The organism is Lactiplantibacillus sp. B652 (genome assembly GCF_023806745.1).
GTDB classification, from domain to species: Bacteria; Bacillota; Bacilli; order Lactobacillales; family Lactobacillaceae; genus Lactiplantibacillus; species Lactiplantibacillus pentosus.
Map to the genome: position 1 here is coordinate 185,131 of NZ_JAMSKY010000006.1, position 23,880 is coordinate 209,010.

Sequence of the window (23,880 nt, forward strand, 5' to 3'; positions counted from 1 at the left end):
TTTGTGATTAATTTAATTATACCAAATAATTATCCTTTTGGTGTAAATAACCGAATAAATATTGATATTTATTCGAATATAAATTGACAGTCACGCAAATGCCCCATATAATGTAAGCGAACACAAGTTGTGGTCAGTACGAGGGGGATGGGGAACATGCAAATCGAACAACAAACATTGAATGCGGTGCAGCAGCCGTTTCAAGTCACGGCCTATTGGCTAGACCAAATCAGTGATTTTGAAACAGCCGTGGATTATCCGCTGATGATTATTTGTCCAGGTGGTGGGTTTACGTATCATTCTGGACGTGAGGAAGCACCGATTGCGGCGCGGATGGTGGCAGCCGGCATGCACGCCATCGTGTTGAACTATCAACTGATTGCGGGACATCTAACCGTTTATCCCGCGGCACTACAGCAATTAGCCGCAACTATCGATTGGGTGACCAAGCAGGCGACCCAGCATCATATCGACACGCAGCGTATCGTACTCGCCGGTTTCTCGGCTGGCGGACACGTGGTGGCGACGTTTAATGGGGTCGCGACGCAGCCGGAACTGCGCGCCCAGTATCAGCTAGACCAGTATGCGGGGCACCATGCCGCCGTGATTCTCGGCTATCCAGTGATTGACCTACAAGCTGGTTTTCCAACGACTGCGGCTGAGCGAGAACAAATTACTACTGATCGGCAATTGTGGGCGGCCCAGCAATTAGTGACGGCGACTAGCAAACCCGCGTTTGTTTGGCAAACGGTCACCGATGAACTGGTGCCACCGCAAAATTCACTGGCATACGTTCAAGCCTTGCTCGCACACCAGATCCCGACTGCGTACCATCTATTTAGTAGCGGGATTCATGGGTTGGCACTAGCTAACCACGTGACTCAGAAACCAGGTAAGACCAAGTATTTGAATGCGCAAGCCGCTCAGTGGCCAGAATTGGCCTTAGCTTGGTTGCAAGAACGCGATATTTTAGCAGGCACATTTTAATGCTTTAGCAGGAACATTTTGACGATAGCAGCGCCCGTCGACAGGAGACTGTCTGGTCGGGCGCTCTTTTTGTCAACGCCCCTGACACGAATTAATGTTCTGCGGTATAATAATACGAATAAGCTTATAAAGAGGAGCGATAGTAGATGGCAACTAATCAACACCTTGTGATTATTTCCTTGGATGCCTTGGGTTTTCGGGATTTGCGCGAGCATCAAGCAGAACTGCCCGTTTTGAATCGCCTAATGACTGGGGGTACGTGGGTTAAATCAGTGACTGGGATTTATCCAACACTGACTTATCCGTCACATACCACGATTATTACGGGTCAGTATCCCAATGTGCATGGAATCGTCAATAATACGAAATTACAACCAACGCGCCGCTCGCCTGATTGGTACTGGTATCAAAAAGACGTGCAGGTGCCGACATTATATGACTTAGCGCGGCAGCAAAAACTAACAACGGCCGCGTTTTTATGGCCAGTCACGGCGGGAAGCAAGATTACATACAACCTCGCTGAAATATTCCCAAACCGGATCTGGACCAACCAGGTGCTCGTCTCACTCAAAGCGAGTTCGCCACTGTTCTTACTAGAAATGAACCATAAATACGGGCACTTGCGGAATGGTATCAAGCAGCCACAATTGGATGAATTTATTACGGCTTGTGCGGTCGACACGCTGACCAACAAACGGCCAAACCTGACCATGATTCACTTAGTCGACATGGACAGTATGCGCCATCGCTATGGGGTGCGTTCTAAAGAAGCCATGGCGGCCCTTCAACGGCTGGACCGACATGTTGGTATGCTGATTGAAGCCACCAAGCGTGCCGGGACGTTTGAAGACACCAACTTTGTCATCTTAGGCGACCATTATCAAATCAACGTCGATCGCATGATCCATTTGAACACGCTCTTCGCACAACGCGGCTGGCTGACGCCTCGTCAGGACCAAACCTTTGAAAACGATTGGCAGGTCATGGCGAAGACGGCGGATGGCTCGACCTACATTTATACCCGGCCTGGTTTTGACGAACTGGATGAATTGCGTTCGTTAGTCAGTCAAGTCGAAGGCGTCGAAACCATCATTACCGGTGCAGAAGCGGCGCAACGTGGGGCTGACCCAGCGTGCGCGCTGATGGTAGAGGCTAAGGAAGGCTACTACTTCACGGATGAAAGTCGCCGGCCACTCGTGGTCGAACCAGTCCATCCCGATACGTTGGGCCAACCCGACCGCTGTCACGGGGTTCACGGCTACGATCCAACCAAGCCAGATTATCAAACGACGCTGTTATTCAACGGACCGGCTGTCAAGGCGGGCGCCACGATTGATTCAGCGAACTTGGTTGATGAAGCACCGACCTTTGCCAAGTTGCTTGGCTTACAATTTGCAGGACCAATGCCTGGTCAACAACTCGATATTTTCAAGGAGTAAAATAGATGAAATTTAATAAGCAGCAGTGGAGTTGGATCTTCTATGATTGGGCCAACTCCGGCTACGGAATCATTGTCACAACGGCGGTCCTGCCCGTTTACTTTAAGGCGGTTGCCCAGAGTAACGGGGTCACACCCGCCAACGCGACGGCGTATTGGGGCTATGCCAACAGTATCGGGACGTTATTGGTCTCGATTTTAGCGCCGGTGCTGGGGGCGTTAGCAGACTATCCGCATGCGAAGAAACGGATGTTGAACATCTTTTCCACGCTCGGCATGGTGATGACACTTGGTTTAAGTGTCGCGCCGACCAGTGCCTGGAAGTGGTTGTTAGGCATTTATATCCTGTCAATCATTGGCTATTCGGGTGGTAATCTGTTCTACGATAGTTTTCTGACGGATGTCGCACCGAATGACCAGATGGACCGGCTGTCATCGTACGGCTATGGCTTCGGCTACCTCGGTGGGGTGCTCGCCTTTATCTTGTTCTTAGTCCTCCAACTCACGAGTGGCTTTGGCCTACTTTCCAGTTACGGCGTGGCCCGCAGTAGTTTCGTGCTCGCCGCGGTCTGGTGGATTATCTTCTACGTGCCATTGCTTAGAAATGTCCATCAAAAATACGCCTTAGCGCCGAGTGCCCATCCAGTACGGTCTAGTTTTCAGCGAGTATGGTCGACTTTGAAGCATATCCGCAATTATCGGGCCGCCGCCTGGTTCTTGGTGGCGTACTTCTTCTATATTGATGGCGTCGATACGATTTTCACCATGGCGACCTCAATTGGGATGGACATGGGAATCACGACGACCACGCTGATGCTAGTATTGTTGGTCGTTCAGTTGGTCGCTTTCCCATTCTCGCTACTGTACGGCTGGTTGGCCAACAAAACGTCGACTCGAGCCGGGATTTTGTTGGGCATTCTCATTTACTTGGGAATTTGTTTATACGCCTTGCGCTTAACGACTGCCACTGATTTTTGGATTTTGGCCGTATTGGTTGGAACGAGTCAGGGTGGGATTCAAGCCCTCAGCCGTTCCTACTTTGGCCGGTTGATTCCAAAGACTAGCGGTAGCGAATTCTTTGGTTTCTACAATATTTTAGGTAAGTTTTCAGCCGTCATGGGACCAGTCTTGGTCGGTATCGTGACTCAGATGACTGGGAAATCGACGATTGGTGCAGCTTCGTTGAGCATTCTGTTCGTCATTGGTTTGGCGATTTTCTTGGCGTTGCCGCATTTGAATCAGAATAAGTCGGTGTGATCGTAATGATACTAGGCTCACCGAAAATGCCAACTTTGGCAACTTCTGATGAATTATATTTACCAATTTAAGCTTTTACCAGCTTCCCAATTTATATCAGTATCAAACACAAAGGGACTTCTCCAGTGCGGAGAAGTCCCTTTGTACACAACATAAGCCAATGTTTACAAATTCATTTCAGTATTTCGTTGTAATAAGCGGAGAATAGCGTAATAACCAACACCGATGAGCAGCCAAATTCCGCCAATTTCCTTAGCTAAAATATTTAGGTTGACCATAACAAAACCGATGATTAAGAAGCCAATAATTGGAACGAGTAAGTGGTGCCAATAGTCCCGCGAATGTTGTTTGATGAAGAAGTGATTAATCACCGCTACGTGAATCACTAAGAAGGCGGTTAATGCGCCACAGTTAACGATTTCGGAAAGTGTTCCACTATCGTTCATAAAAATTAAGCCAACAATGAGTGAGATGATGGCGACTAGTAGGGTACTAATATAAGGTGTTTTAAATCGCGGATGCACACGCGCAAGAATTTTAGGGAGGTTGTGATCACGAGCCATCCCAAACAAAATTCTCGAAATTGCAGCTTGTGCGGCCAACGCATTTGCAAATCCCCAGGATAGAATAGTTGCAATTGTGGTCAGGTAAGCTAGAAAATGACCACCTACTTTTTCGGCAACGACATAGAAGGCAGTATTTAAGTCACTGAAAGACTGCCAGTTGGGAACGATTAGGGCGGCTAGATAAGTTTGAATGATAAAAAGAACGCCAACAATCAGTAGCGACCATAGGATTCCTTTACCTACTGCTCGGTTTCCGCCAGTCGTTTCCTCTGCGAGTGTGCTGATGCCGTCGAATCCCAAAAAGCTCAAGACTGCTACAGAGGTTGCGGTCATGACAAATTGAAGATTGAAATGACTGGCGTCGTAGAATGGCTTCAAGGTAAAGCCATTACCCGCACCGTGAAACAGACCGTAGCTGCCCAGAATAATGAAAAAGCCTAGTACAATCAGCTCACCAATCAAGAAAATACGATTGGCAATAGCGGTAAATGCAATCCCCCGAACATTAATCAGGGTGTTAATGACAATAAATCCGATTAACCACAGCCAAGATGGAACCGTTGGGAGCAGGGACTTTAGCGAATTAGCGGCAATGATATACAGTAGGGCAGGAACGAAGATGTAATCTAGAATAATCATCCAGCCGGATAAAAAGCCAATCGTTTTGTTGATACCAAGTTTTGCGTAAGCATATACAGATCCAGCGACTGGAAACGCACGTGACATCTGTCCATAACTTAGTGCGGTAAAAAACATGGCAATCATCCCAATCGCATAGGTGAGCGCAATCATCCCTTGTGAAACAGAAATCACAGATCCATAGATTCCCATTGGTGCGATTGGGACCATAAAAATCAGACCGTAGATGACTAAGTCTTTAACGGAGAGTGTGCGCTTTAACTCCTGTGTGTAGCCAAAGTCATCGAGATTGGTATGACGTTTAGATGTTGATTTTGAAACGTGTTTTAGTTCCATAGGCAGGTACTCCTTTGAATAACGAGTAATCAGAAACTATTTTTAATAGCTGTGTTTAGTGTGTAGAATCTGTCAATTGGTCTGAAAAGTAGTTTCGTAAATAGGTGAAAAAGACATCGGGATTATCGACCATATGATTGTGCCCACTGTCGGGTGTTACGACTAACTTGGCATTTGGCATCCGTTGTTCCATTCGTTCGGCAGTCGCTAATGGCATCGTCTCGTGGTCCGCAAACATTAATAATGTGGGTAGTTGAATTGTTGCCAATTGTTCGGAAAAGTCCCAGTCATCAAGAACACCATAGACGACAAACTCATTATCACCCTGAAAATGGTTATAAACTGGTTTAGCCTGAATATCGACCTGATGTTGCATTGGACTGGGTTGGCGGCGATTGATGTATTGGTGGTAGAGATGAGTGATTAATTGACGATAATGGGGATTATCCCATTCTTGCCGTTTCTCAACGGTTAGCATAAATGCATTTTCGGCTGGAGAGAATTCGGCTTCTCGGATCGCCTTCATGCGCTTCAAATAATCAGCGATATTATCAATCATGCTGATTATGATCAGCCCGTCGAGATTAGCTTGGTGACTAGCGGCGTATGTCATTGCTAACATACCACCCCACGAGTGACCGGCAAGATAGCAATGGTCATACCCGAGTAGTTGACGGACTTCATCAACCTCACTTAGGTAATAGTCCTCGTTAAGAAACTTGTTACGGATAGCTGAATCTTTCCAGTCAGGCGTATCAGAATACCAAGAACCTAGTTGGTCGTACATGGTGACTTCAATATCTAATGCGGCTAATTCAGGACCAAAACGTTCGAAAACTTCATGGGTATCACCGGGACCGCCATGTAAGCAGAGCAATTTAGTCTTGCCGCCTAGATTACTAGTATGGGTCCAAATGTGATAACCGTTACTGAGCGTTAAAATCCGTGTCATGTTTTTCATGCGAGAACCTCCTGAGATAATTGGTTAGCGTCTACAATACACTGGAATTTAACTATTTTCAAATCATTTTTTAATCTAAGCAATCTATTTAATCGTAATTTTTACTGAGCGTTTGATTCAGCGATAATGATGGTTACTGTAGGCCTGCAGCTCGGTGTTGTGTTGGAATCGACAGTTAACGAACTGATTCAAGTGTGAAAACTAATGTTAATCACGATAAATTGTGATTAGAACTGATTTTTGTTTTTTTGTTAAGAGTTTTAAACCATTTTATTCACGTAAAAACGACGTAATGTGGTATGGTGTGAGTAATAAACGACTGATTGTGCAACGAAGACTAGGAAAAGGAGGCGGATTTGATGTTAATCGATTTTAGCATGCAGAATTATAAATCATTTAAAGCCGAAACCGTGTTGTCAGCCGAAGCAGGCGAGCGATTACGCAAATTTCAAGCAACGCATACGGTCGTCATGAACGGTAAACGGCTCTTGAAGAATTTGTTGATTTTTGGTCCCAACGGTTCAGGAAAATCCAATTTGCTGGCTGGCTTGAAGCAAATGCAGACCATCGTCTTGAATGATCCAGGTAAGGTGACTGACTTACTAACGGCTGACCGGTTTGTGCTTGCACCGGAGACACAACTGTCTGATACAACGTTTTCCGTGACCTTTTCGGTGGGTCAGCGGATTTATGGTTATCAGTTCTCGTATAATGCCAAACAAATTAGCTATGAATGTCTGACAATCACTGAAAAACGACGTCCCAAAGTTTATTTTGAGCGTTCAGCGCAAGGGTTCAAGACTAGTGTGCCAGCGCTAAATGAAGTTGCAAAGCGCACTAAAAAGAACAGCCTGGTCTTATATACCGCAATGCAAAACAACGATTGTGTCGCGACCGAAGTATTTACCTGGTTTGCTGAAGACTTATTGTTTGTCGGTGACTATCAGCCCACACCCGTCGTTAGTGAACTAGTCGGTCTAGCCAAGAATGAACAGGTTAAAAACCAGTTGCTTAATTTTCTACATTTTGCCGATTTCAATATCGTTGATTTAGAAGTTAATGAGCAGCCGACGATGCCTGACAGTCATTTGGCGGCCTTTTCCGCTAACCCGTCGTATCCATCATATTCTTCATATCAAATGATGAATAAATTATTCGCGGTGCATAAAGTTTATGATGAAGCTGGCAACATGATTGGGACCAAAAGTTTGGCGATGGAAAGCGAGTCTCGTGGCACGCAAAAAATCTTGATAATTGCGTTAGCTTTTATCAACGCCGAGTTGAATGGTAATCATAAAACATTGTTGTTTGATGAATTTGATGATTCGTTACATTTAGAATTATCACAAGCCATGATTCGGATATTCAATTCGGCCGCCAGTCAGACCCAATTCATCTTGACCACCCATGAACTCCAATTACTTGATTCTGAATTACGCACTGACCAAATCTATTTAGTTGAAAAGGACTTTAAGGGTGAAAGTCAGCTGACATCACTTTTTGATTTTAAAGATACTCGGCATACGACTCGTGGTGGTATTAGCTATATGAAACGTTATGTCGAGGGGCGGTTTGGGGCAACACCAATCATTGAACCTGATAAAATGCTGGACGCACTGATTGATACTGAACAAAATATGACGAAATTGAGTGGTCATTAGTTGTGGGGAGAAAGCGGCAGAATAAGCCATTAAAAGAAATTATCGGTATTTATCGCGAGAAATAATATGCTTAAAATCCCAAACTTTAAAATCTAAATAACGACGTCCCACCAACACTACGAACAGCAGTGTTAGTGAGACGTCGTTTTGATTATTCATCTCTATTTTAAGTGTGTTCCTCGCGATAGGCCCGTGCCTGTTGTGTTCGGACACGCCGAATTGCGAATATAGTGTTGTCGATTCGCGGCTGGTGACGCGCTTCGAGGGCAAAGATTTCATCTAGTAGCGTATTACCGGCCTGCCAGTCGCCAAAGTATAACGCCCAAATTCCGAGCCAAAATTGCTGGTCGAGACGGCCATCCCAATTGAGTTGCTGACTGGAAATGGCCGTGAGCTTGGCTCGTAGTTCACGGGCTGCGTCAAAATCATGAAAGTTCAGTTGGACTTGAAAGCAGGCGCCATAATAGGCAATTAAATCATTTAGAACGTGGAAAGGGTCACCCCAAGTCGTTTGATAGCGAGTGCAATTAGTCACCATTTTAGTGGTGAGCGGTGTTAATGCCGGCAGCCCTTCGACAGTGGCGACGATTGGTACCAGTAACTGGATTAATTTCAATTCCTGACGGGTCCAAGTCTTAGCTTGCCACAAATGGTCAAACGCTGGGCGAGTGGCCGAAGTGAGGGGAATTGAGCGATGATCATAGGTCTGTAATAGAATGCTGGCGTAACTCGCGACTAGCTGTTCGTAAGCGCGGTCGCTATGTTGATGGTCACGTATCCAGTCGGCCATCGCAGGAAAGTTTTGGGCGCGATAGACCTGCTGGATCGTCGCCAAAGCCTGCTCATAAGGCGACAGCTGATAATTCTGGTGAATAAACCGTAACTCGTCAGCTGAGATGGCCAGGTTATCTAAAATCGCAAATAACTTGCTAGCGCCGATGTCATTTGCACCGGATTCAAACCGGGAGGCAAACGAACGTGAGATGATGCCGCTATAGACTTCCTGTTGTGTAAGCCCCTTTGTTAACCGAATCTGATGAATCGTTTCGCCAATTGTCGCCATCGCAATCTCCTTTATGTGGCATATATGCAACCTACTTGTTGATTGTACCATGCTGCAGCAGGGTAAGCTAAGGCTATTAATTTAATGGCGGTGATCAACATGCTTCAATTATTACGAAATCGGACGTTGCAAACAATTCTGAGCGCCAATTTTTTCACGACGCTGGGCGTGAGCCTGTTCAATATTATCCTGCTGACCTATGCGAAAGGATTCTCAAATCCTCACTGGTTCGTCTCCGTCGTCTCGGTCGCAACGGTGGTGCCATATGTCTTCGGTGGACTGACTGGGCGGTTTGCTGACCAGACGCAAAAGAAAACGAATTGGCTGATCAGCACCAAACTGGTTCAAGCGGGGCTGTACTTGATTTTGGCACGTATCATCAATCAGGAGACGGCTTGGGTATTTTACGTCGTAGTCGTGATTAATTTTGTTTCCGACGTGCTCGGTCGCTATGGTGGTAATCTACTGACAATTGTGATTCAAGCGCGCATTGCACCTGCCAGCCGGCAACAAGTGATGGGCGTTAATTCCAGTGTGGGGACGCTAATTGAACCCTTGGGGCAGACGCTGGGGGTCCTGATTATTGCCCAAAGCCACAACTATGCACTTGCTGGGATAATCAACGCGCTGACTTTCATTCTGGCAGCAGGCTGTTTATTGATTGGTCGCACGACGATCAAAACGACCGAAACGATGGTCACGTCACCGCAGCAGTTGCCCGTCTGGCCGGTAATCCAGCGTGTCATGCGCAACGTGACTGGGATGGACGCGGTGAGTTATCTCGCTAATTTAATGATTTTAAACGTGGCCACGATGAGTCTCGATGCCATTTTGAATTTGAAATTCATCAGTCTAGCACCCCAACTGCACGTCAGCTATTCGGTGGCGATTCTGTTAGTCAACATCGTGTTGATTGCCGGCAACGTGCTGGGCGGTGTGACCAAAACGACCTGGTTTGACCGTTGCTCATTATATCAATTGTTGTTGGTCGCAATCCTGGCGCCAGCGCTGACTTATACCATTTTGTTGTGGTGGCCGCGACTCACTTTGATTTTAGTCGGAATGTTTGCGGTGGGCTTTATTAGTGGCAAACTAGACCCGAAGATGTTTGCGATTATGATGCGGGAGGTTGAACCGGAATTGACCGGATCATTTTTCGGCACAATTAGTTCGATCGTTACGCTGGCGGCGCCGGTCGGCAGTGTCGGAATCGTCTTGTTATATAACTTGGTTGAGACCAACGCCTCCTGTCTGCTGGCGATTGGTCTGTGCTTGGTAGCATTCGTTTGGGCGATTTATGCACATCGATCCGCGTCAATTTAAGTTTATTCAGGTCAACTGAATAATTGCCCGGTAAAGTCAATAAGCGTGCCATCTCGAACTTATGACAAGTTTCGAGATGGCACGCTTATTATTATTGAACTGCTTTTTCAGTATTAAATTGTCGTTAATTGCCGGTATAGCCTAACCGCGACAACAATCGTGAAACCAATTGAGCTGCCAGGCAGGGGCATCACTTCAATGCCCGCTACATCCACGCCGTTAAGTTACTTCCGAAACAACGCCAGATGGGCCTTCAAGTATTTTCCAGTCACACTATCGAAATTTTCACTGACTGCAACTGGTGTCCCAGTGGCGACAATGTTTCCGCCATTGATACCACCAGCGGGGCCCATGTCGATCACGTAATCGGCGTTGGCGATGACGTCCAGGTCATGCTCGATGGCAATGACCGTGGCGCCCTGTTGAATCAGTTGGTCGAAGACTTTGACCAGTTGTTGAATATCCAAGGGGTGCAGGCCCACGGAAGGTTCGTCGAAGACAAACAGGGTTCCGGCCTGACGTTTGCCAATCCGGGAGGTCAGCTTAAGTCGCTGAGCTTCACCACCAGAGAGTGCTGGCGTACTTTCACCTAACAACAGGTAGCCGAGTCCCATGTCATGCAGAATCTGGAGCGTGTTTTCGATGGCGGTCTGGTTTTCAAAGACGGGGAGCGCTTCGTCCACGGACATATCGAGGATGTCGGCAATCGAATAGTCATGCCATTTTACCGTCAACGTTTGCTTATTGTAGCGTTTGCCGTGACATTGTGGACAAACTTCGGTGATGTCTGGCAAGTACTGGACGTCGAGCGAAATCTGGCCGGTTCCGCCACAGGTTGGGCAAGCGCCGGCAGCCACGTTGTAGGAGAATTGACTGGCCGTCCAGCCGTGGTCTTGCGCTGCCGGGGTGGCCGCAAATAGCTTGCGTAACTGGTCCAAAATATTGGTATACGTCGCAACGGTTGAGCGGACGTTTTTCCCAACCGGGACCGAGTCGACCGTGACAACGTGGCGAATATGATTGGCATCAAACGCCTTGACGTGCGCCGGAAGTGGTCGCTTCTGCGCACTGGCGGTCAATGCGGGAATTAAACTATCCAAGACCAGCGTGGTTTTGCCGGCACCACTCATCCCCGTGACGGTCGTGAAACGGTTCTTAGGAATCCGCGCCGTGATGTCTTGAATGTTAAAGTGATGGGCGACCTCAATCGAAAGCGCGCCTTTTTGCCAGAGGGCCTCGTCCGTAAGTACCGGCCGCTCGCGCAGTTGCACGCTACCATTGAGGAATGGCGCGATCAAGGAATTCGAATCTTGTTTGATAGCGGCCACAGTACCCTGACCAACAACCGTACCACCGTGTTTGCCGGCGCCTGGACCGATTTCGATGACATCGTCGGCCGCACTAATAATACTGGTGTCATGGTCCACGACAACGACTGAATTACCTTGGGCGACTAAGCCGCGGAATGCTTTGATCAAGCCGTCAACGTTGGCGGGATGCAGCCCGACGGACGGTTCATCGAGGACGTACAAGACGCCAGTCGTCGCACTTCGCAAGGTCCGTCCAAGCTGAATCCGTTGCAATTCACCAGTTGAGAGGGTCGCGCCGGGGCGACTGAGTGTCAGGTAATCCAGACCCAGTTCTTCCATCGGTTGCAAGCTTAGCAACAATTCGTCAACCAGCGATTGCCCCAGATGGTGCATTTTAGCGGGTAGCCAGGGGACGATCGTGCCCGCAAACTGGTGCAGGTCAGCAACGGTCATGTCGCTGACTGTTGCAATATTTTTACCATTCAATTCTTGCTTCAGGAGCTGAGGATTGAACCGGGACCCGTGGCAATCCGGACAAGTATCGAATTTGTAGAAGCGATTCAGCCGGGTGATGGCACGTTCGTTTTTGGTCGTTGCCATACTGTCTTCGACGGCGGCAAAGGCGTTCTCATACACCGCGTTGTCCATATGGAAAATCTTACCCTTAGAACTCGGAATATTAATGGCGACCGTTTGCTTCGGGCCGTGTAAGACGCGTTCCTTATCGCTGGCACTGAGGTCCTTGTAGGGGATATCGATGGGAATCCCAATCTCGCGGGCAACGATCGGCATAAAATTACGGCCGGGGAGGTGCCAAGAAGCAACAGCGCCTTCCTCAATCGTCTGGTTCTTATCAGCGATAATCAGCGATGGATCGATTTGACGCACTTGGCCTAAGCCACCGCACGTTGGGCAGGCCCCCGCTGAATTAAAGGCAAAGTCTTCGGCGCCCGGTGCGCGAAATTCAACGCCACAGGTCGGACAGGTGACATAGCCGTCGTTTTCAGCAACATCCAGCGTTGGCGGCATCCGGTGCCCATTGGGACAAACGGTTGAACTGAGTCGTGAGAAGGCCAAACGGAGAATGTTCAGGCTTTCTGACATCGTGCCGACCGTTGAACGGACGCCTGGCACCTGAGGCCGTTGGCGTAACGCTAGTGCGGATGGCAGGTATTGTACGGAATCGACACTGGCTTTGCCGACTTGATTGATTCGCCGGCGCGTAAAGGTCGATAGTGCGTTTAAGTAACGGCGGGCCCCCTCTGCATAGAGCACGCCCATTGCGAGTGATGACTTACCGGAGCCACTCCGGCCGGTGATCGCAACGAATTCGTTCAGTGGAATATCAATATCGAGATTTTTTAAATTATTGACGTGTGCGCCCCGCACTTGAATGTGGGTCGGTAACGTTGTTTGTGGCATCGTGCACGTCTCCCTTCATGTCACTTTCCATGCTACAACAAAAGTCTCGTTTTGCCTAAAAAAGCGCCGCAATTGTCAGCTGCCCGGACTGGCGGCGAATATGATACACTTAGGCTAATCATTAAATGGGGATATGGGGTGAAGTGTATGTGGAAAAAGGGACGAGTCAACTGGTTGGCCCTGCTGGGATTTCTGGTGGGACTCTGCTGGTGGGCGAGCTTAGCCTTGCCGGCGTCGGCGGATTACGATATCAATCAGTATCATGTTAACGTGGCAATTCAACGCGATGGCAGTGCGAATGTGACACAGACGGTCAATTATCAATTTGATGATGACTATCACGGGGTCTTCAACGTTCAGGATTTACGGGGCATTCAGGGCGCCAAGCTGCAAAAGGTCACCACGCAACTAAACGGTGGCATGGTGATTCCGGCCAGTGCTGGTAATCTTGAGAATAATAATACTTATGAACTAACGCAAAACACCAAGCAGATGCGGGTCAAACTCTATCGGTCGGTACAAGATGGGGACCGCTTGCGGGTGGTTTATCGCTATCAACTTCAAGGTGTCATTACGAACTATGCCGATACGGCGGAATTGAACTGGAAAGTCATTGGTAGCGGCTGGGACGTGCCATTAGAAAATGTCAAAATCGTGATTCAGTTGCCGGCTAAAAACGTGCAGGCCTTGCAAGCATGGACACATGGTCCGTTGAGCGGACAGACGACGGTCAATCGCCAGGCTGGGCGGGTCACGATGACGTTGAAACACAATCCGGCCAACCAGTTTGTTGAAAGTCACCTTCTATTTCCAACGACGGTCACCAGCGCCAATGCACGGACGGAAACGACCAAGCGCAAGGCGGCCGTGCAGCAGCAAGAAGCCAAGTTGGCGCAGGAAGCTAATGCTAAACGGCGGCGTAATCGGCTGATTAGACAGGTGGCTTTTGGTGTCGCGGTCGTTGCGTGGTTAGTGGCGATAGCCGGTTATAGTTGGTGGTTTGTGCGTCACCCGGCCAAGCGTCATCAGCAGCCGATTCCAATCAATCACTCGTTTGAGGTGCCACCAGTGACGCCGGCTGTTGCGGAATCACTATGGGCACAAAAATCACCGAATACGGATGCCTTGACGGCTGAAATTTTACGTGCAGCGGCTGAGCGGGAACTTACGATTGAGACGCTTGAAGGGAAGCGGCGCCCAGATGTGCAGTTGACCCAGTTAAAACCAGTCACGAACTCATTTCTAGCACATTGTTTTGACAAAGTTGCGGTCGACGGTCACTTCAAACTGACCGACCTTAAAAAGTATGGCAAACGAGACAAAGCTGGACGGCTCGGCAAGTGGTTCAGCAAGTGGCAACGTGAAATCAATCAGACGGTCGCTAGCTTTCAAGATGAAAATAACTATCAGATTCGGAATCGCTGGTTGACGGCGGCAGTCGTGGTCACAATTTTGGGTGGGCTGGCGACAGTTGCCGGCGGATTTGTCAGTGCCACCGCCGCGATGATCATGGCTGGGGTTGCGGTGCTAGCGGCCATTATTTTCTGGGTCAGCTGGCTCGTTCAGCGCAAACGCATCGCCATCAATACTGATGAAGGGTTGGCATTGCGCAACCAGATCAACGGCTTGCGGCGGATGATGAAAGACATCGGTCATTTCAATACAGCCGAAGTCGGTGACCTGATTTTATGGGAGCAATTGTTACCTTATGCGGCTGCCTTTGGACTGGCCAACCAGGTCACCAAGCAGTTAGCCATTGATTTTGGTACGGAAGCGTTGGCGACTGGGATGCTGATCTACTACCCACTGTTTTACGGTTACGGCGGGGTGGACTTTGACCTGTCTGGTGCCATCAACGACAGCTTTAGTGGCGCCTTGGATGCTTCCGGTAGTGCGAGTTCGCCATCCGGTGGTTCTGGGGGCTTCTCTGGCGGGAGTTCCGGCGGCTTTGGTGGCGGTTCTGGCGGTGGCGCGTTTTAATGAAAAAAGCCTTGTACTTTGCGGCTAATACCGGTAATCTAAGGGTTGGAAAAGGCTTACACGGAATGGATGATTAGTGATGACGATAAAATTGGTAGCAACGGATATGGATGGGACATTTTTGAACGACCGCGGGGAGTATGACCAAAAGCGGTTTGCGAAGGATTACGCGGCTTTACGGCAACGTGGAATCCAGTTTGTGATTGCCAGCGGACATCAAGCGGCTGAACTCGCGACGACTTTTAGCGACTATCCGGATATGTGGATGATTGGTGGTAACGGTGCAGAATTATGGCAACGGGCAGCTGGACTAACAGCGACGACGTTTAGTCCGACCGCGACGCAGCAAATTTTGACGGCGCTATCGGCGTATGACGACTTACAGATCGCGCTCTGTGGCACTGAGACGGTCCACGTGCTCAAGTATGCGGACCCCCAGTTCGTTGCCAATATGCAGCAGTACTACTATCGGGTCGCGACTTGCGATGACCTGATGGCAGTGACGGATCCCGTGGTGAAGTTCGATATTATCTGTCCGCCGGCGCTGACGGATCAGCTCGTCTATGAGTTGACGCCCAAACTGGCCGGAATTGCGGTGCCAGCATCGGGCGGCCAGGGGAGCTTAGACTTGATTCAACCTGGTATGCATAAGGGCCGAGCGCTCAAACAATTGGGTGCCCAACTGGGTATCACGGCGGATGAAATGTTGGTCTTCGGTGATGGGACGAATGACTTAGAGATGTTCCACTACGCGGGGCACGCGGTCGCGATGCACAACGCGCCAGCAAACGTGCGTGCTAATGCGACAGCGGTCACTGGCACCAACATTGATAATGGGGTGCTGGATTATATTGAGAAACACTTGTTATCCTGATGATGTTATCCTTATTTAAAACGGTTGGCGTGCTCATCGAAGTGGCATTCGGAAGCTGTAAACGGGGCCGCTTGTTGGTGGCTGAGGGGCGCGCCAGTCGCGTCGACGAGGACCACTGGGTTTTCGTGAAATGTCGGACTTAGTAAGGTCAACGATGTAAATTCATGCTGATTTTCAGAAAACTAGCCGTGGTTTTAATTGCCAAAGCAGTTGTAAGCATGCTAGAATTGTATTCATATAATTAACGACGCAGAGGTCTGGAAGGTTCACTTAATTCCGACCTCTTTTCTATCGGACAATTTCAATCATAAAAAGAAGAGGTAATGCAATGCTCACCGTAAGTAATGTTAGTATGCAGTTTTCAACACGTAAGCTTTATGAAGCTGTTAATTTAAAATTCACGCCGGGAAACTGCTACGGCGTTATTGGCGCAAATGGCGCGGGTAAGTCCACATTTTTGAAAATTTTGGAAGGTAAACTTCAGCCGACGACCGGGACTGTCTCAATGGGCCCCAACGAACGGATGTCTAGCTTGAACCAAAACCACTTTGCCTTTGAAGATGAAGAAGTCTTATCAACGGTGATCCGTGGGCATGAAAAGTTGTATGAGATCATGACTGAAAAGGATGCCCTATATGCCAAGCCGGATTTTAGCGATGAAGATGGGATTCGGGCGGCTGAATTAGAAGGCGAATTTGCCGAAATGGACGGTTGGAACGCGGAATCTGAAGCCGACCAACTCTTGCAGAACCTCGGTATCGATGAATCGATGCAACATTTAAAGATGAGCGAGTTAACGGAACCTCAAAAAGTGAAGGTATTGTTGGGACAAGCCTTGTTCGGTAACCCGGATGTGCTCTTGTTAGACGAACCGACCAACGGGTTAGACGTGCAGTCGATCAGTTGGCTGGAAGACTTCTTAGCCGGCTATCAGAACACCGTTATCGTGGTTTCCCATGACCGTCACTTCTTGAACCAAGTTTGTACCCACATGTGTGACGTTGATTTTGGTAAAATCACGTTGTTTGTCGGGAACTATGATTTTTGGATGGAATCCAGTCAGTTGGCTGCTAAGCTGCAGGCGAACGCCAACGCGAAGAAGGCTGACCAGATCAAGGAGTTGCAAGAATTCGTGGCGCGGTTTAGTGCGAATGCCTCGAAATCCAAACAAGCAACTTCCCGTAAGAAGCAGTTGGAAAAGATCACGCTGGATGATATCAAACCATCGTCACGGAAATATCCATTCATCAAATTCACGCCAGAACGTGAGATTGGCAATGATTTGGTCCGGGTCGAGAACGTTTCAAAATCAATTGAAGGCGTTAAGATTCTTGACAATATTAGTTTTACCTTACGACCAAATGAGAAGACGGCCTTAATCAGCCGCAACGACTTGGCGACGACCACGCTGATGCAAATCATTGCCGGTGCCATGGAACCAGATAGTGGTACCGTGACTTGGGGCCAAACGACGTCACGGACTTACTTGCCAAAGGATATCAATGAAGAATACGCCGGTAACGATATGCCGATTATCGACTGGCTGCGGCAATTCGCTTCCAAGGAAGAGAGCGACAATACGTTCTTACGCGGCTTCTTAGGGAAGATGCTATTCTCAGGGACCGATGTGGAACGCAACGTCAGCGTGCTCTCCGGTGGTGAAAAAGTGCGGGGAATGTTGTCTAAGATGATGTTAAGTCGGGCCAACGTCTTGTTACTCGACGATCCCACTAACCACTTGGACTTGGAATCAATCACCGCACTGAACGACAGCTTGATCGACTTTAAGGGCGCCATTATCTTCACGTCCCATGACCACGAATTCATCCAAACGATTGCCGACCACATTGTTGAAGTCAGCGCGAAGGGTGTCGTTGACCGCGGCGACACGACTTACGATGAATACTTGGCCCATGAGACGACGCAGGGGCGGGTTCAAGACCTGTACTAAACTCGATGTCAAATGATGGCACTGATTGAGGACGGACCCGTGTTTGAAAGCGGGGCTGATCTGCAGTCGCGCACCAATTTAAGACGGTGACAATCGGTCTATAATTAAATTGATCGATCGATGCGCACAATTTTATTAAACAAAATGACATGAGACAATCCCGCAATCTGTTATGATTAATGCATATCAGATTGGGGGATTTTTTAATGGCGCCAGAAATTGAACAATTATTACGCCGCTGGTACGTCGGCCAGTTGCTCGTCTTGTTTGTGGCGGGCTTGGTGCAATTATTTGTCACCAACAACGGCTTTTTCTTTCCCGCTGGTGGGATGGTCCTGCTGGTCTGGGGGCTGTTTGCCTGGTGGCCGGTGGCTGAGGACGACCAAGAACAGTGGTGGCGATTGCGCCACGTGAACTATTACGTCCAAACGGTTTTGCAATTTACATTATTTCCAGTGTTGTTGGCAAATCTGCTGGCTTTGCTGAGTCAGGTCTCCTGGTTAGACGAACAGGGCCTGATTGCCGTGGGCTTGGCCTATTTGCTGGTGATGTTTGTTCCGGTCGCATTTGTGGTCACGCGTCCAATTGAATCCGTGATTGGACGAATTGCGGTGCTGATCACCGCAATCTTTAGTGGCGTCGTTAGTGCACATTCAACGTTTTTACTGTTACCGATTCTAAAAGCACCGGCAGTCTTTGAGATGGTCAGTGATACGGGTATTTTAGGGGCCTTTGGATTTGTCATCACGATTTGGGTGTTGATGCGCGCTTGGGGCCTCAAAGGACCAACGGCGCGATTTAATCGGCATGCTCAGGCCGGCCTGATTGGCTTGATCATGATAGTCGGGGCCGCTTTTAGTCTCTGGAATGCGTTTAGTGCTGGCGGGTCGTGGGCAACGACGTTCATTCATTGGGACTTTCGGCTGCGTTCGGCAACTTGGCAGATGTTTCTGAGTGGTTTAGAACCTGGTATTGCGGAAGAATGGCTATATCGCTTTGCCGTCTTGACCTTATTGTTGCAGGCCTTCCGTCACCGTAAACATCAACTGGACTGGGCAGTCTGGCTGAGTGGTGGCCTATTTGGACTGTGGCATATCACCAATGTCTTTGCCGGCCAACCACTTTCAGCGACCATCGAGCAGATGATTTTTGCGGCTACGCTGGGGTGGTTCTTAGCCATCGCTTATTTGTATTCCGGTAGCATTTTGTTGCCAATGGCGATTCATGCTGCGATTGATGTCTTAAGCATGATGGCCTCTGGCAGCCAAACGATGGTGAAACCGGACGCGTTTGAATGGCAGACGATTGGGTTCACCGTCATTATCTTTGTTGGCCTGACCATCTATTTCTTGACCGGGTCCCGCCGACAGGTCATGCAGGAGCGCGTGAATCAACGGTTGATGTGAGTGCCGGTTAAGCTGGTCATTCGGAATTCGGCAGTTGCGGTTTGTTCGTGAAAACGGGGCAAGTACTTCTTGACCAAATGTGGAAAGACTTGTTAGACCTAATTTTGGCTGGTTTAGACCAGTTGTAACATTTTTGTAATCTTCGTGTTATCCAAACGCAATGCAAGCTCGCTATACTGAGGACAGAGTTATGGGAAACATACATACGCTTTGTCTGCGGGTTCAGGTTGGGAGCCGGATCGATTTACTTTGTCAGGACATTATGAATAAGCAATTATTGATAATGATAAGTAGCTCAGTTAGTTGAATCACAACGTGTGACAAGCATTAATACCTCTCGGGATGGGCTGGGTCCATGACGAGGCACATACACAATGGCAAGCATGAGTTTGCAGGTCGATCATAGTAAGGGACGGTTGGTTACCGGCCCTTTTTTTGTGCGACGAAATTTTGAGGACGGATTTAGGAGGACAAGATGGAATCACAACATAAAACGCTGGCACGGCTGTTACAGGCAGACTTGGTTCCAATTGCGCACGTCTCATTCAATCAGATGTATACCGGTTATAGTCGTCGCTACGGTACTGTGATTTTTGTTAAAGTTTTTGGCCCAGACCGTGAACGTAAATTTAGAACTGAGCAGCAAGTGACCGCACAGCTCACAAACCGAGTCTTAGCTGGTTTTCAATTAGCAAGTCACGAGTGGGTATTGGTGTTACGTGATTGGCAACTAACGCCTGTACCGAAAACGTTGACTCCGGCGCTCGTTTACCAAATGGGCTGGCTAGTCTCTCAGTTTCATCGTGCAGTCCAGCTTCCGACAATCCAAAATCTGATGCCAGTTCTGGATTTCGATGGGATGGTGGCTCGAGTCGATCGGTTAGAGACTAGTCCTCATTACAGTGAACTAGTGACTCTATTACAGTACTTCCTTGACCGCCAGACGATGCTTAGAAGGGCACTAGCACAGCAACCAGTCGTGACCTTACATGGGGATATGGGTACTCGTAACTTTCGCTACCATCACGGTCAACTAGTCCTGATTGATTTTGAACGTGCTCGGCGCGGATACGCGCTCGAAGATTGTTTAAAATTCTTTTTTGAGGATCTTCAGCAACGTTCTGTTCTGATCCAAGCGTTTTGGGCAGGTTATGGCGCAGATTTGCAAATGCCGCCATTAGTGAAGCAGTGGTTACTGTTACAGTGTAGTACTGGAATATTCACGTACGTCAACCAGATTGCCGACCCCAGTTTTGAAGCTGTCGGAGTTGAGATGCTGGCACAGGTTACCTTACCAAATCACTAAGGCTGGAACGAATTAGTTTACATTAGCAAGTAAATTATTATAATTAACCCATCAATAATAATTTGGGGATGAAATTTTGGCACAGTTTGAAACGGAACGGTTGATATTACGACCAATGACAACTGCGGATCATGATGTGTTGGCGGACATGATTTTTGATCCACAGGTCGTTGCCTATCTACGTTATCGACGGGTTCAGAGCGTGGACGCGTTCGAGCAAGTATTCACGGATCACTTTTTGGCGGACAGGACTCGAGTCTTCGGTATCGAGCGGCGTCGTGATCATCAATTGATTGGTTTTTATGAATTCCATGATGCCGAGGCTGGCGGCGAATTGACCTATGCGTTGCGACCAGATGCGTGGGGTCAAGGCTACGTCGCCGAAGCCGGCAATCGCTTGATGGGATACGGCTTTGAAACGCTGAATTATCAGACTATCGAGGCTCATTATGCGAGTGTTAACCCTAATTCTGGTCGGGTGATGGCCAAGATGGGCATGCAGGATGCCGGTGAATTGCACACTTTCACGAGTGACCGTGGTGAACTCATTCACGTCATGCGGTATGTTTTGACCAAACAGGCCTGGCAACGGCTTAGCGCTTAAGCGATAGCCTAGCGATACTAATTGAATCATGATTGAAATACAGCGACTAGTGACTTCGGGCAGAAGCAACGGTGGCTGTTTTTTGTGCTTCGGATAAGTTGCGGTGCAATACTAGCTCAATTAAGAAAGTGATGATTGTCGTTGCCTACTAATTAGCGTATTCTTAGAAAAACACCAGATTTAAAATTGACGTGCAGCGGATAAAAATACTTAAGGACGTGAGCAAATGGCGGCAACAATTACGATTCGACCGGTACAACCAACGGAACTGACTACTTTATGGCAACTCGGATTCAGCGACCCCGAGGCGGCCTGGACGCAATGGAATGGCCCTTATTTTCATGACCAGTTACCGACCCAGCACGATTTTGAAACGATTATTGGGCCACGAGACTGGCTGATTCGGCAACATAATTGGGTAATTACGCGTGATGATCAAATCGTGGGTAGCGTCAATTGGCACTTTGTGGATGGTGATTTGCAGCGGTGGTTGGAAGTCGGCATCACGATTTATGACCAAGCACATTGGGGTGAACACATTGGTCGAATCGCGTTGACGCAATGGCTGGCGCATTTGTTTGCTGAAGTCACAACACTCCCACACATTGGTCTAACGACTTGGTCCGGTAATCTGCGCATGATGCACGTTGCAGAAGCGATTGGGTTGAAGCAAGAGGCACGAATCCCGCAAGTGCGCTTTTGGCAAGGCCGGTATTATGATTCGGTTAAGTACGGGATATTACGTACGGATTGGCAGGCTAAATAATTAAAGAAAACATTTGTTCCCCTATCAAAAGTACGGTATGATATTAGTGTACTTAAAAAAGATAGGGTGGAAGAGAAATTATGATTAAATTAATGCGGCGCGTTGGCATAGCGGGTCTCTTAAGTTTGACGCTCTTACTCGGGGGCTGTCAATTAACGACGGGTACGAGTTCGACGTCATCGAGTGAATCGACGGCAACTTCTTCACAGACGACGGGGAACGGCAATACGCAACAAACCTATCAACAACTCGCCAAAATGACGTATAAATCAGGCGGGGCGGCGGCCATTAAGGTCAATAGTGGCAAGAGTACCTTGGCGGCAAGTCAGTGGAAGAAGTCCAAAATTGATTATGGTAATTTGGATTCTTTGAATAGAACGACGACGGATACGGCTTATTTGAGTAAGGCTAATTTAGGTCGTTCAGAAGGCCGGACTGCTCAGACTTGGAGTCCAACGGGCTGGCATAATCAGCCAATTACGGTGAACGGCAAGCGGGTTTATCCACAAAATCGTGGCCACTTGATTGCGTACACGTTATCCTTCAATTTGACTTCCGACGGTCAATATCGTTCTGGTGAGGATGGCAGTCTGGATAATCCCAAGAACCTGGCAACCCAGACGGCTTACTCCAATCAGAAAACGATGCAGATTTACGAGGATCAAGTTCGGACGGCACTGGAACAAGGTAAGAAAGTCATTTACCGCGTGACGACTGTCTTTCGGGGCAATGAACTGATGCCACGTGGTTATTGGTCACAGGCGATTTCAACGGACGGTAGCGTCAACTTCAATGTTTATATCTGGAACGTTGAACCGGGTGTTAGCTTCGATTACGCGACCGGCCGGGGCAAGGCCGATAGCAGCATGCAAGTTGCGGGCGCCGATAAGGTCAACAGTAGCCAGAACACGAACGCGAGTCGGTATTCGCAATCAACGACTACGACGAAGCAGGTTGAGCGTGAGTTAGTAAAGTATGGTTATAAATACGTCAAAAAAGCGCTGAACTAGGCGTGGAGACGGACTTCAAGCCCTGTGTGACGGGCATAGTGCTTTTTGATTACAACCCATCAATACAACAGTTTTCACGATGTGTTGTGTTTTGCGACAATCTGATTAAACTAGGACTGGCAAAGTTTGGGTGAGCGGTTATACTGTAGTTATTCGAGTTACTTAACCGCCGTTAATTTGCTGATGTATCTGTCATTATTAACAAGTAACGCGATGTCTCAAATCATGGGGCCTTCCCAAACACCTGTGATTTTCCATACAACGGCCCCGGCTCCCAACCGGGCGTTGCTATCAATCGTTATGATTGCTAGTACTAATTACCCTTGGAAACGTCTGACTGCGTGGTCAGGCGTTTTTTTGTGGCAATTTAATCGAAAGCAAATGATATTGCAGCGGCACTGACTGTTCGTGAAATGACGGTGAGTGCACCTTTGCCAGCAGACGAGTGTTCATTTAATTTGTCCCAAATCGCGACAGATTTTCAAGTTTGTCGCGTTTGTCGACAAACGGAATTTAGGTGTTGCAAACGGATTCAAATAGTTTTATCATTGATACATTCGAACATTAGAATATAAGAATATAGGAGGCTACTAGCATGGTTAGTAGTGAAGAAGCACTACAAGAATTTCGGGAAACGATTCCGATTTTTGAAGTTTTAGCGGATGAACGTCGTCAGCAGATTATGATTGAGCTGTCACAGCACGCGAAGGGCATGACTGTTGGTGAGCTGACTGAGCGGATGCACATTTCTCAGCCGGCAGTGTCACATCAGCTGAAGACTTTGAGAGAGCGACACTTTGTCGCCGTCGAACACCAGGGGACTCGTAATTATTATCGGGTGACGTTTGACGCGCCATTGACGCAGGTCGAGCATTTGATTCATACGCTCAAAGCGGATCTAGAATTGAAACCGTACTTGCACTAAACTGAATGAACGCCAGCAATCGTTGCACGGGGATGCAGCGGTGTTTTTATGGCAACTATATTCTTCTATTCGAATATAAGAATTTAAAAAACGGG

The 23,880-nt window shown here is 48.2% G+C and carries 18 protein-coding genes; 14 read left to right on the forward strand and 4 right to left on the reverse strand.

The features are described from left to right. Positions 1 to 156 precede the first annotated feature (156 nt). The 3 genes from MZO40_RS09345 to MZO40_RS09355 all read left to right on the forward strand — a co-directional run bounded on the left by MZO40_RS09345 (position 157) and on the right by MZO40_RS09355 (position 3,682). Complete coding sequence (locus tag MZO40_RS09345; RefSeq protein WP_105961582.1) at positions 157 to 987, forward strand: alpha/beta hydrolase; 831 nt, start codon at positions 157 to 159, stop codon at positions 985 to 987. Positions 988 to 1,133: 146 nt separating this feature from the next. After that, positions 1,134 to 2,426, forward strand: coding sequence for an alkaline phosphatase family protein (locus MZO40_RS09350; protein ID WP_105961583.1), 1,293 nt, complete (start codon positions 1,134 to 1,136; stop codon positions 2,424 to 2,426). Between the two features lie 5 nt (positions 2,427 to 2,431). After that, positions 2,432 to 3,682 (forward strand): MFS transporter, encoded by a 1,251-nt coding sequence (locus MZO40_RS09355; RefSeq protein ID WP_050340399.1) that lies wholly within the window; start codon positions 2,432 to 2,434, stop codon positions 3,680 to 3,682. A 164-nt stretch (positions 3,683 to 3,846) separates the two neighbouring features. Here MZO40_RS09355 and MZO40_RS09360 read toward each other — a convergent pair whose 3' ends face one another. Then, positions 3,847 to 5,223 (reverse strand): APC family permease, encoded by a 1,377-nt coding sequence (locus MZO40_RS09360; protein WP_105961584.1) that lies wholly within the window; start codon positions 5,221 to 5,223, stop codon positions 3,847 to 3,849. A 55-nt stretch (positions 5,224 to 5,278) separates the two neighbouring features. Then, a complete protein-coding gene (locus MZO40_RS09365) occupies positions 5,279 to 6,184 on the reverse strand; it encodes a proline iminopeptidase-family hydrolase (RefSeq protein WP_105961585.1) in 906 nt (301 codons plus the stop codon). Positions 6,185 to 6,543: 359 nt separating this feature from the next. Here MZO40_RS09365 and MZO40_RS09370 point away from each other — a divergent pair, with 359 nt between their 5' ends. Then, entirely contained in the window at positions 6,544 to 7,845 is a 1,302-nt protein-coding gene (locus MZO40_RS09370; protein WP_105961586.1) for an ATP/GTP-binding protein, read from the forward strand. Positions 7,846 to 8,011: 166 nt separating this feature from the next. On the opposite strand, the gene MZO40_RS09375 is transcribed toward MZO40_RS09370, so the two are convergent. Next, positions 8,012 to 8,908, reverse strand: coding sequence for a helix-turn-helix domain-containing protein (locus MZO40_RS09375; protein WP_252133242.1), 897 nt, complete (start codon positions 8,906 to 8,908; stop codon positions 8,012 to 8,014). Between the two features lie 99 nt (positions 8,909 to 9,007). On the opposite strand from MZO40_RS09375, the gene MZO40_RS09380 reads away from it, so the two are divergent. Beyond that, entirely contained in the window at positions 9,008 to 10,231 is a 1,224-nt protein-coding gene (locus tag MZO40_RS09380; RefSeq protein WP_252133243.1) for an MFS transporter, read from the forward strand. A gap of 224 nt (positions 10,232 to 10,455) precedes the next feature. On the opposite strand, the gene MZO40_RS09385 is transcribed toward MZO40_RS09380, so the two are convergent. Then, positions 10,456 to 12,963 (reverse strand): excinuclease ABC subunit UvrA, encoded by a 2,508-nt coding sequence (locus tag MZO40_RS09385; protein WP_252133244.1) that lies wholly within the window; start codon positions 12,961 to 12,963, stop codon positions 10,456 to 10,458. A 147-nt stretch (positions 12,964 to 13,110) separates the two neighbouring features. On the opposite strand from MZO40_RS09385, the gene MZO40_RS09390 reads away from it, so the two are divergent. The 9 genes from MZO40_RS09390 (at position 13,111) to MZO40_RS09430 (ending at position 23,785) form a co-directional block, all read left to right on the forward strand. Next, positions 13,111 to 14,943 (forward strand): DUF2207 domain-containing protein, encoded by a 1,833-nt coding sequence (locus MZO40_RS09390; protein WP_105961589.1) that lies wholly within the window; start codon positions 13,111 to 13,113, stop codon positions 14,941 to 14,943. 79 nt (positions 14,944 to 15,022) lie between these two features. Beyond that, complete coding sequence (locus MZO40_RS09395) at positions 15,023 to 15,817, forward strand: Cof-type HAD-IIB family hydrolase (protein WP_050340415.1); 795 nt, start codon at positions 15,023 to 15,025, stop codon at positions 15,815 to 15,817. Between the two features lie 328 nt (positions 15,818 to 16,145). Further along, positions 16,146 to 17,768: an ABC-F family ATP-binding cassette domain-containing protein gene (locus tag MZO40_RS09400; RefSeq protein ID WP_050340417.1), complete on the forward strand. Its 1,623-nt coding sequence runs from the start codon at positions 16,146 to 16,148 to the stop codon at positions 17,766 to 17,768. Positions 17,769 to 17,974: 206 nt separating this feature from the next. Further along, positions 17,975 to 19,174 (forward strand): CPBP family intramembrane glutamic endopeptidase, encoded by a 1,200-nt coding sequence (locus tag MZO40_RS09405; protein WP_105961590.1) that lies wholly within the window; start codon positions 17,975 to 17,977, stop codon positions 19,172 to 19,174. A 475-nt stretch (positions 19,175 to 19,649) separates the two neighbouring features. After that, the gene (locus MZO40_RS09410) at positions 19,650 to 20,480 is read left to right on the forward strand and encodes a phosphotransferase (protein WP_105961591.1); all 831 of its coding nucleotides are present in this window, start codon (positions 19,650 to 19,652) and stop codon (positions 20,478 to 20,480) included. A gap of 76 nt (positions 20,481 to 20,556) precedes the next feature. After that, positions 20,557 to 21,084: a GNAT family N-acetyltransferase gene (locus tag MZO40_RS09415; protein WP_105961592.1), complete on the forward strand. Its 528-nt coding sequence runs from the start codon at positions 20,557 to 20,559 to the stop codon at positions 21,082 to 21,084. A gap of 226 nt (positions 21,085 to 21,310) precedes the next feature. Further along, the gene (locus MZO40_RS09420; RefSeq protein WP_105961593.1) at positions 21,311 to 21,850 is read left to right on the forward strand and encodes a GNAT family N-acetyltransferase; all 540 of its coding nucleotides are present in this window, start codon (positions 21,311 to 21,313) and stop codon (positions 21,848 to 21,850) included. 80 nt (positions 21,851 to 21,930) lie between these two features. Beyond that, a complete protein-coding gene (locus MZO40_RS09425; protein ID WP_003639595.1) occupies positions 21,931 to 22,860 on the forward strand; it encodes a DNA/RNA non-specific endonuclease in 930 nt (309 codons plus the stop codon). A 595-nt stretch (positions 22,861 to 23,455) separates the two neighbouring features. Further along, complete coding sequence (locus MZO40_RS09430; protein WP_003639594.1) at positions 23,456 to 23,785, forward strand: helix-turn-helix transcriptional regulator; 330 nt, start codon at positions 23,456 to 23,458, stop codon at positions 23,783 to 23,785. Positions 23,786 to 23,880 lie beyond the last annotated feature (95 nt).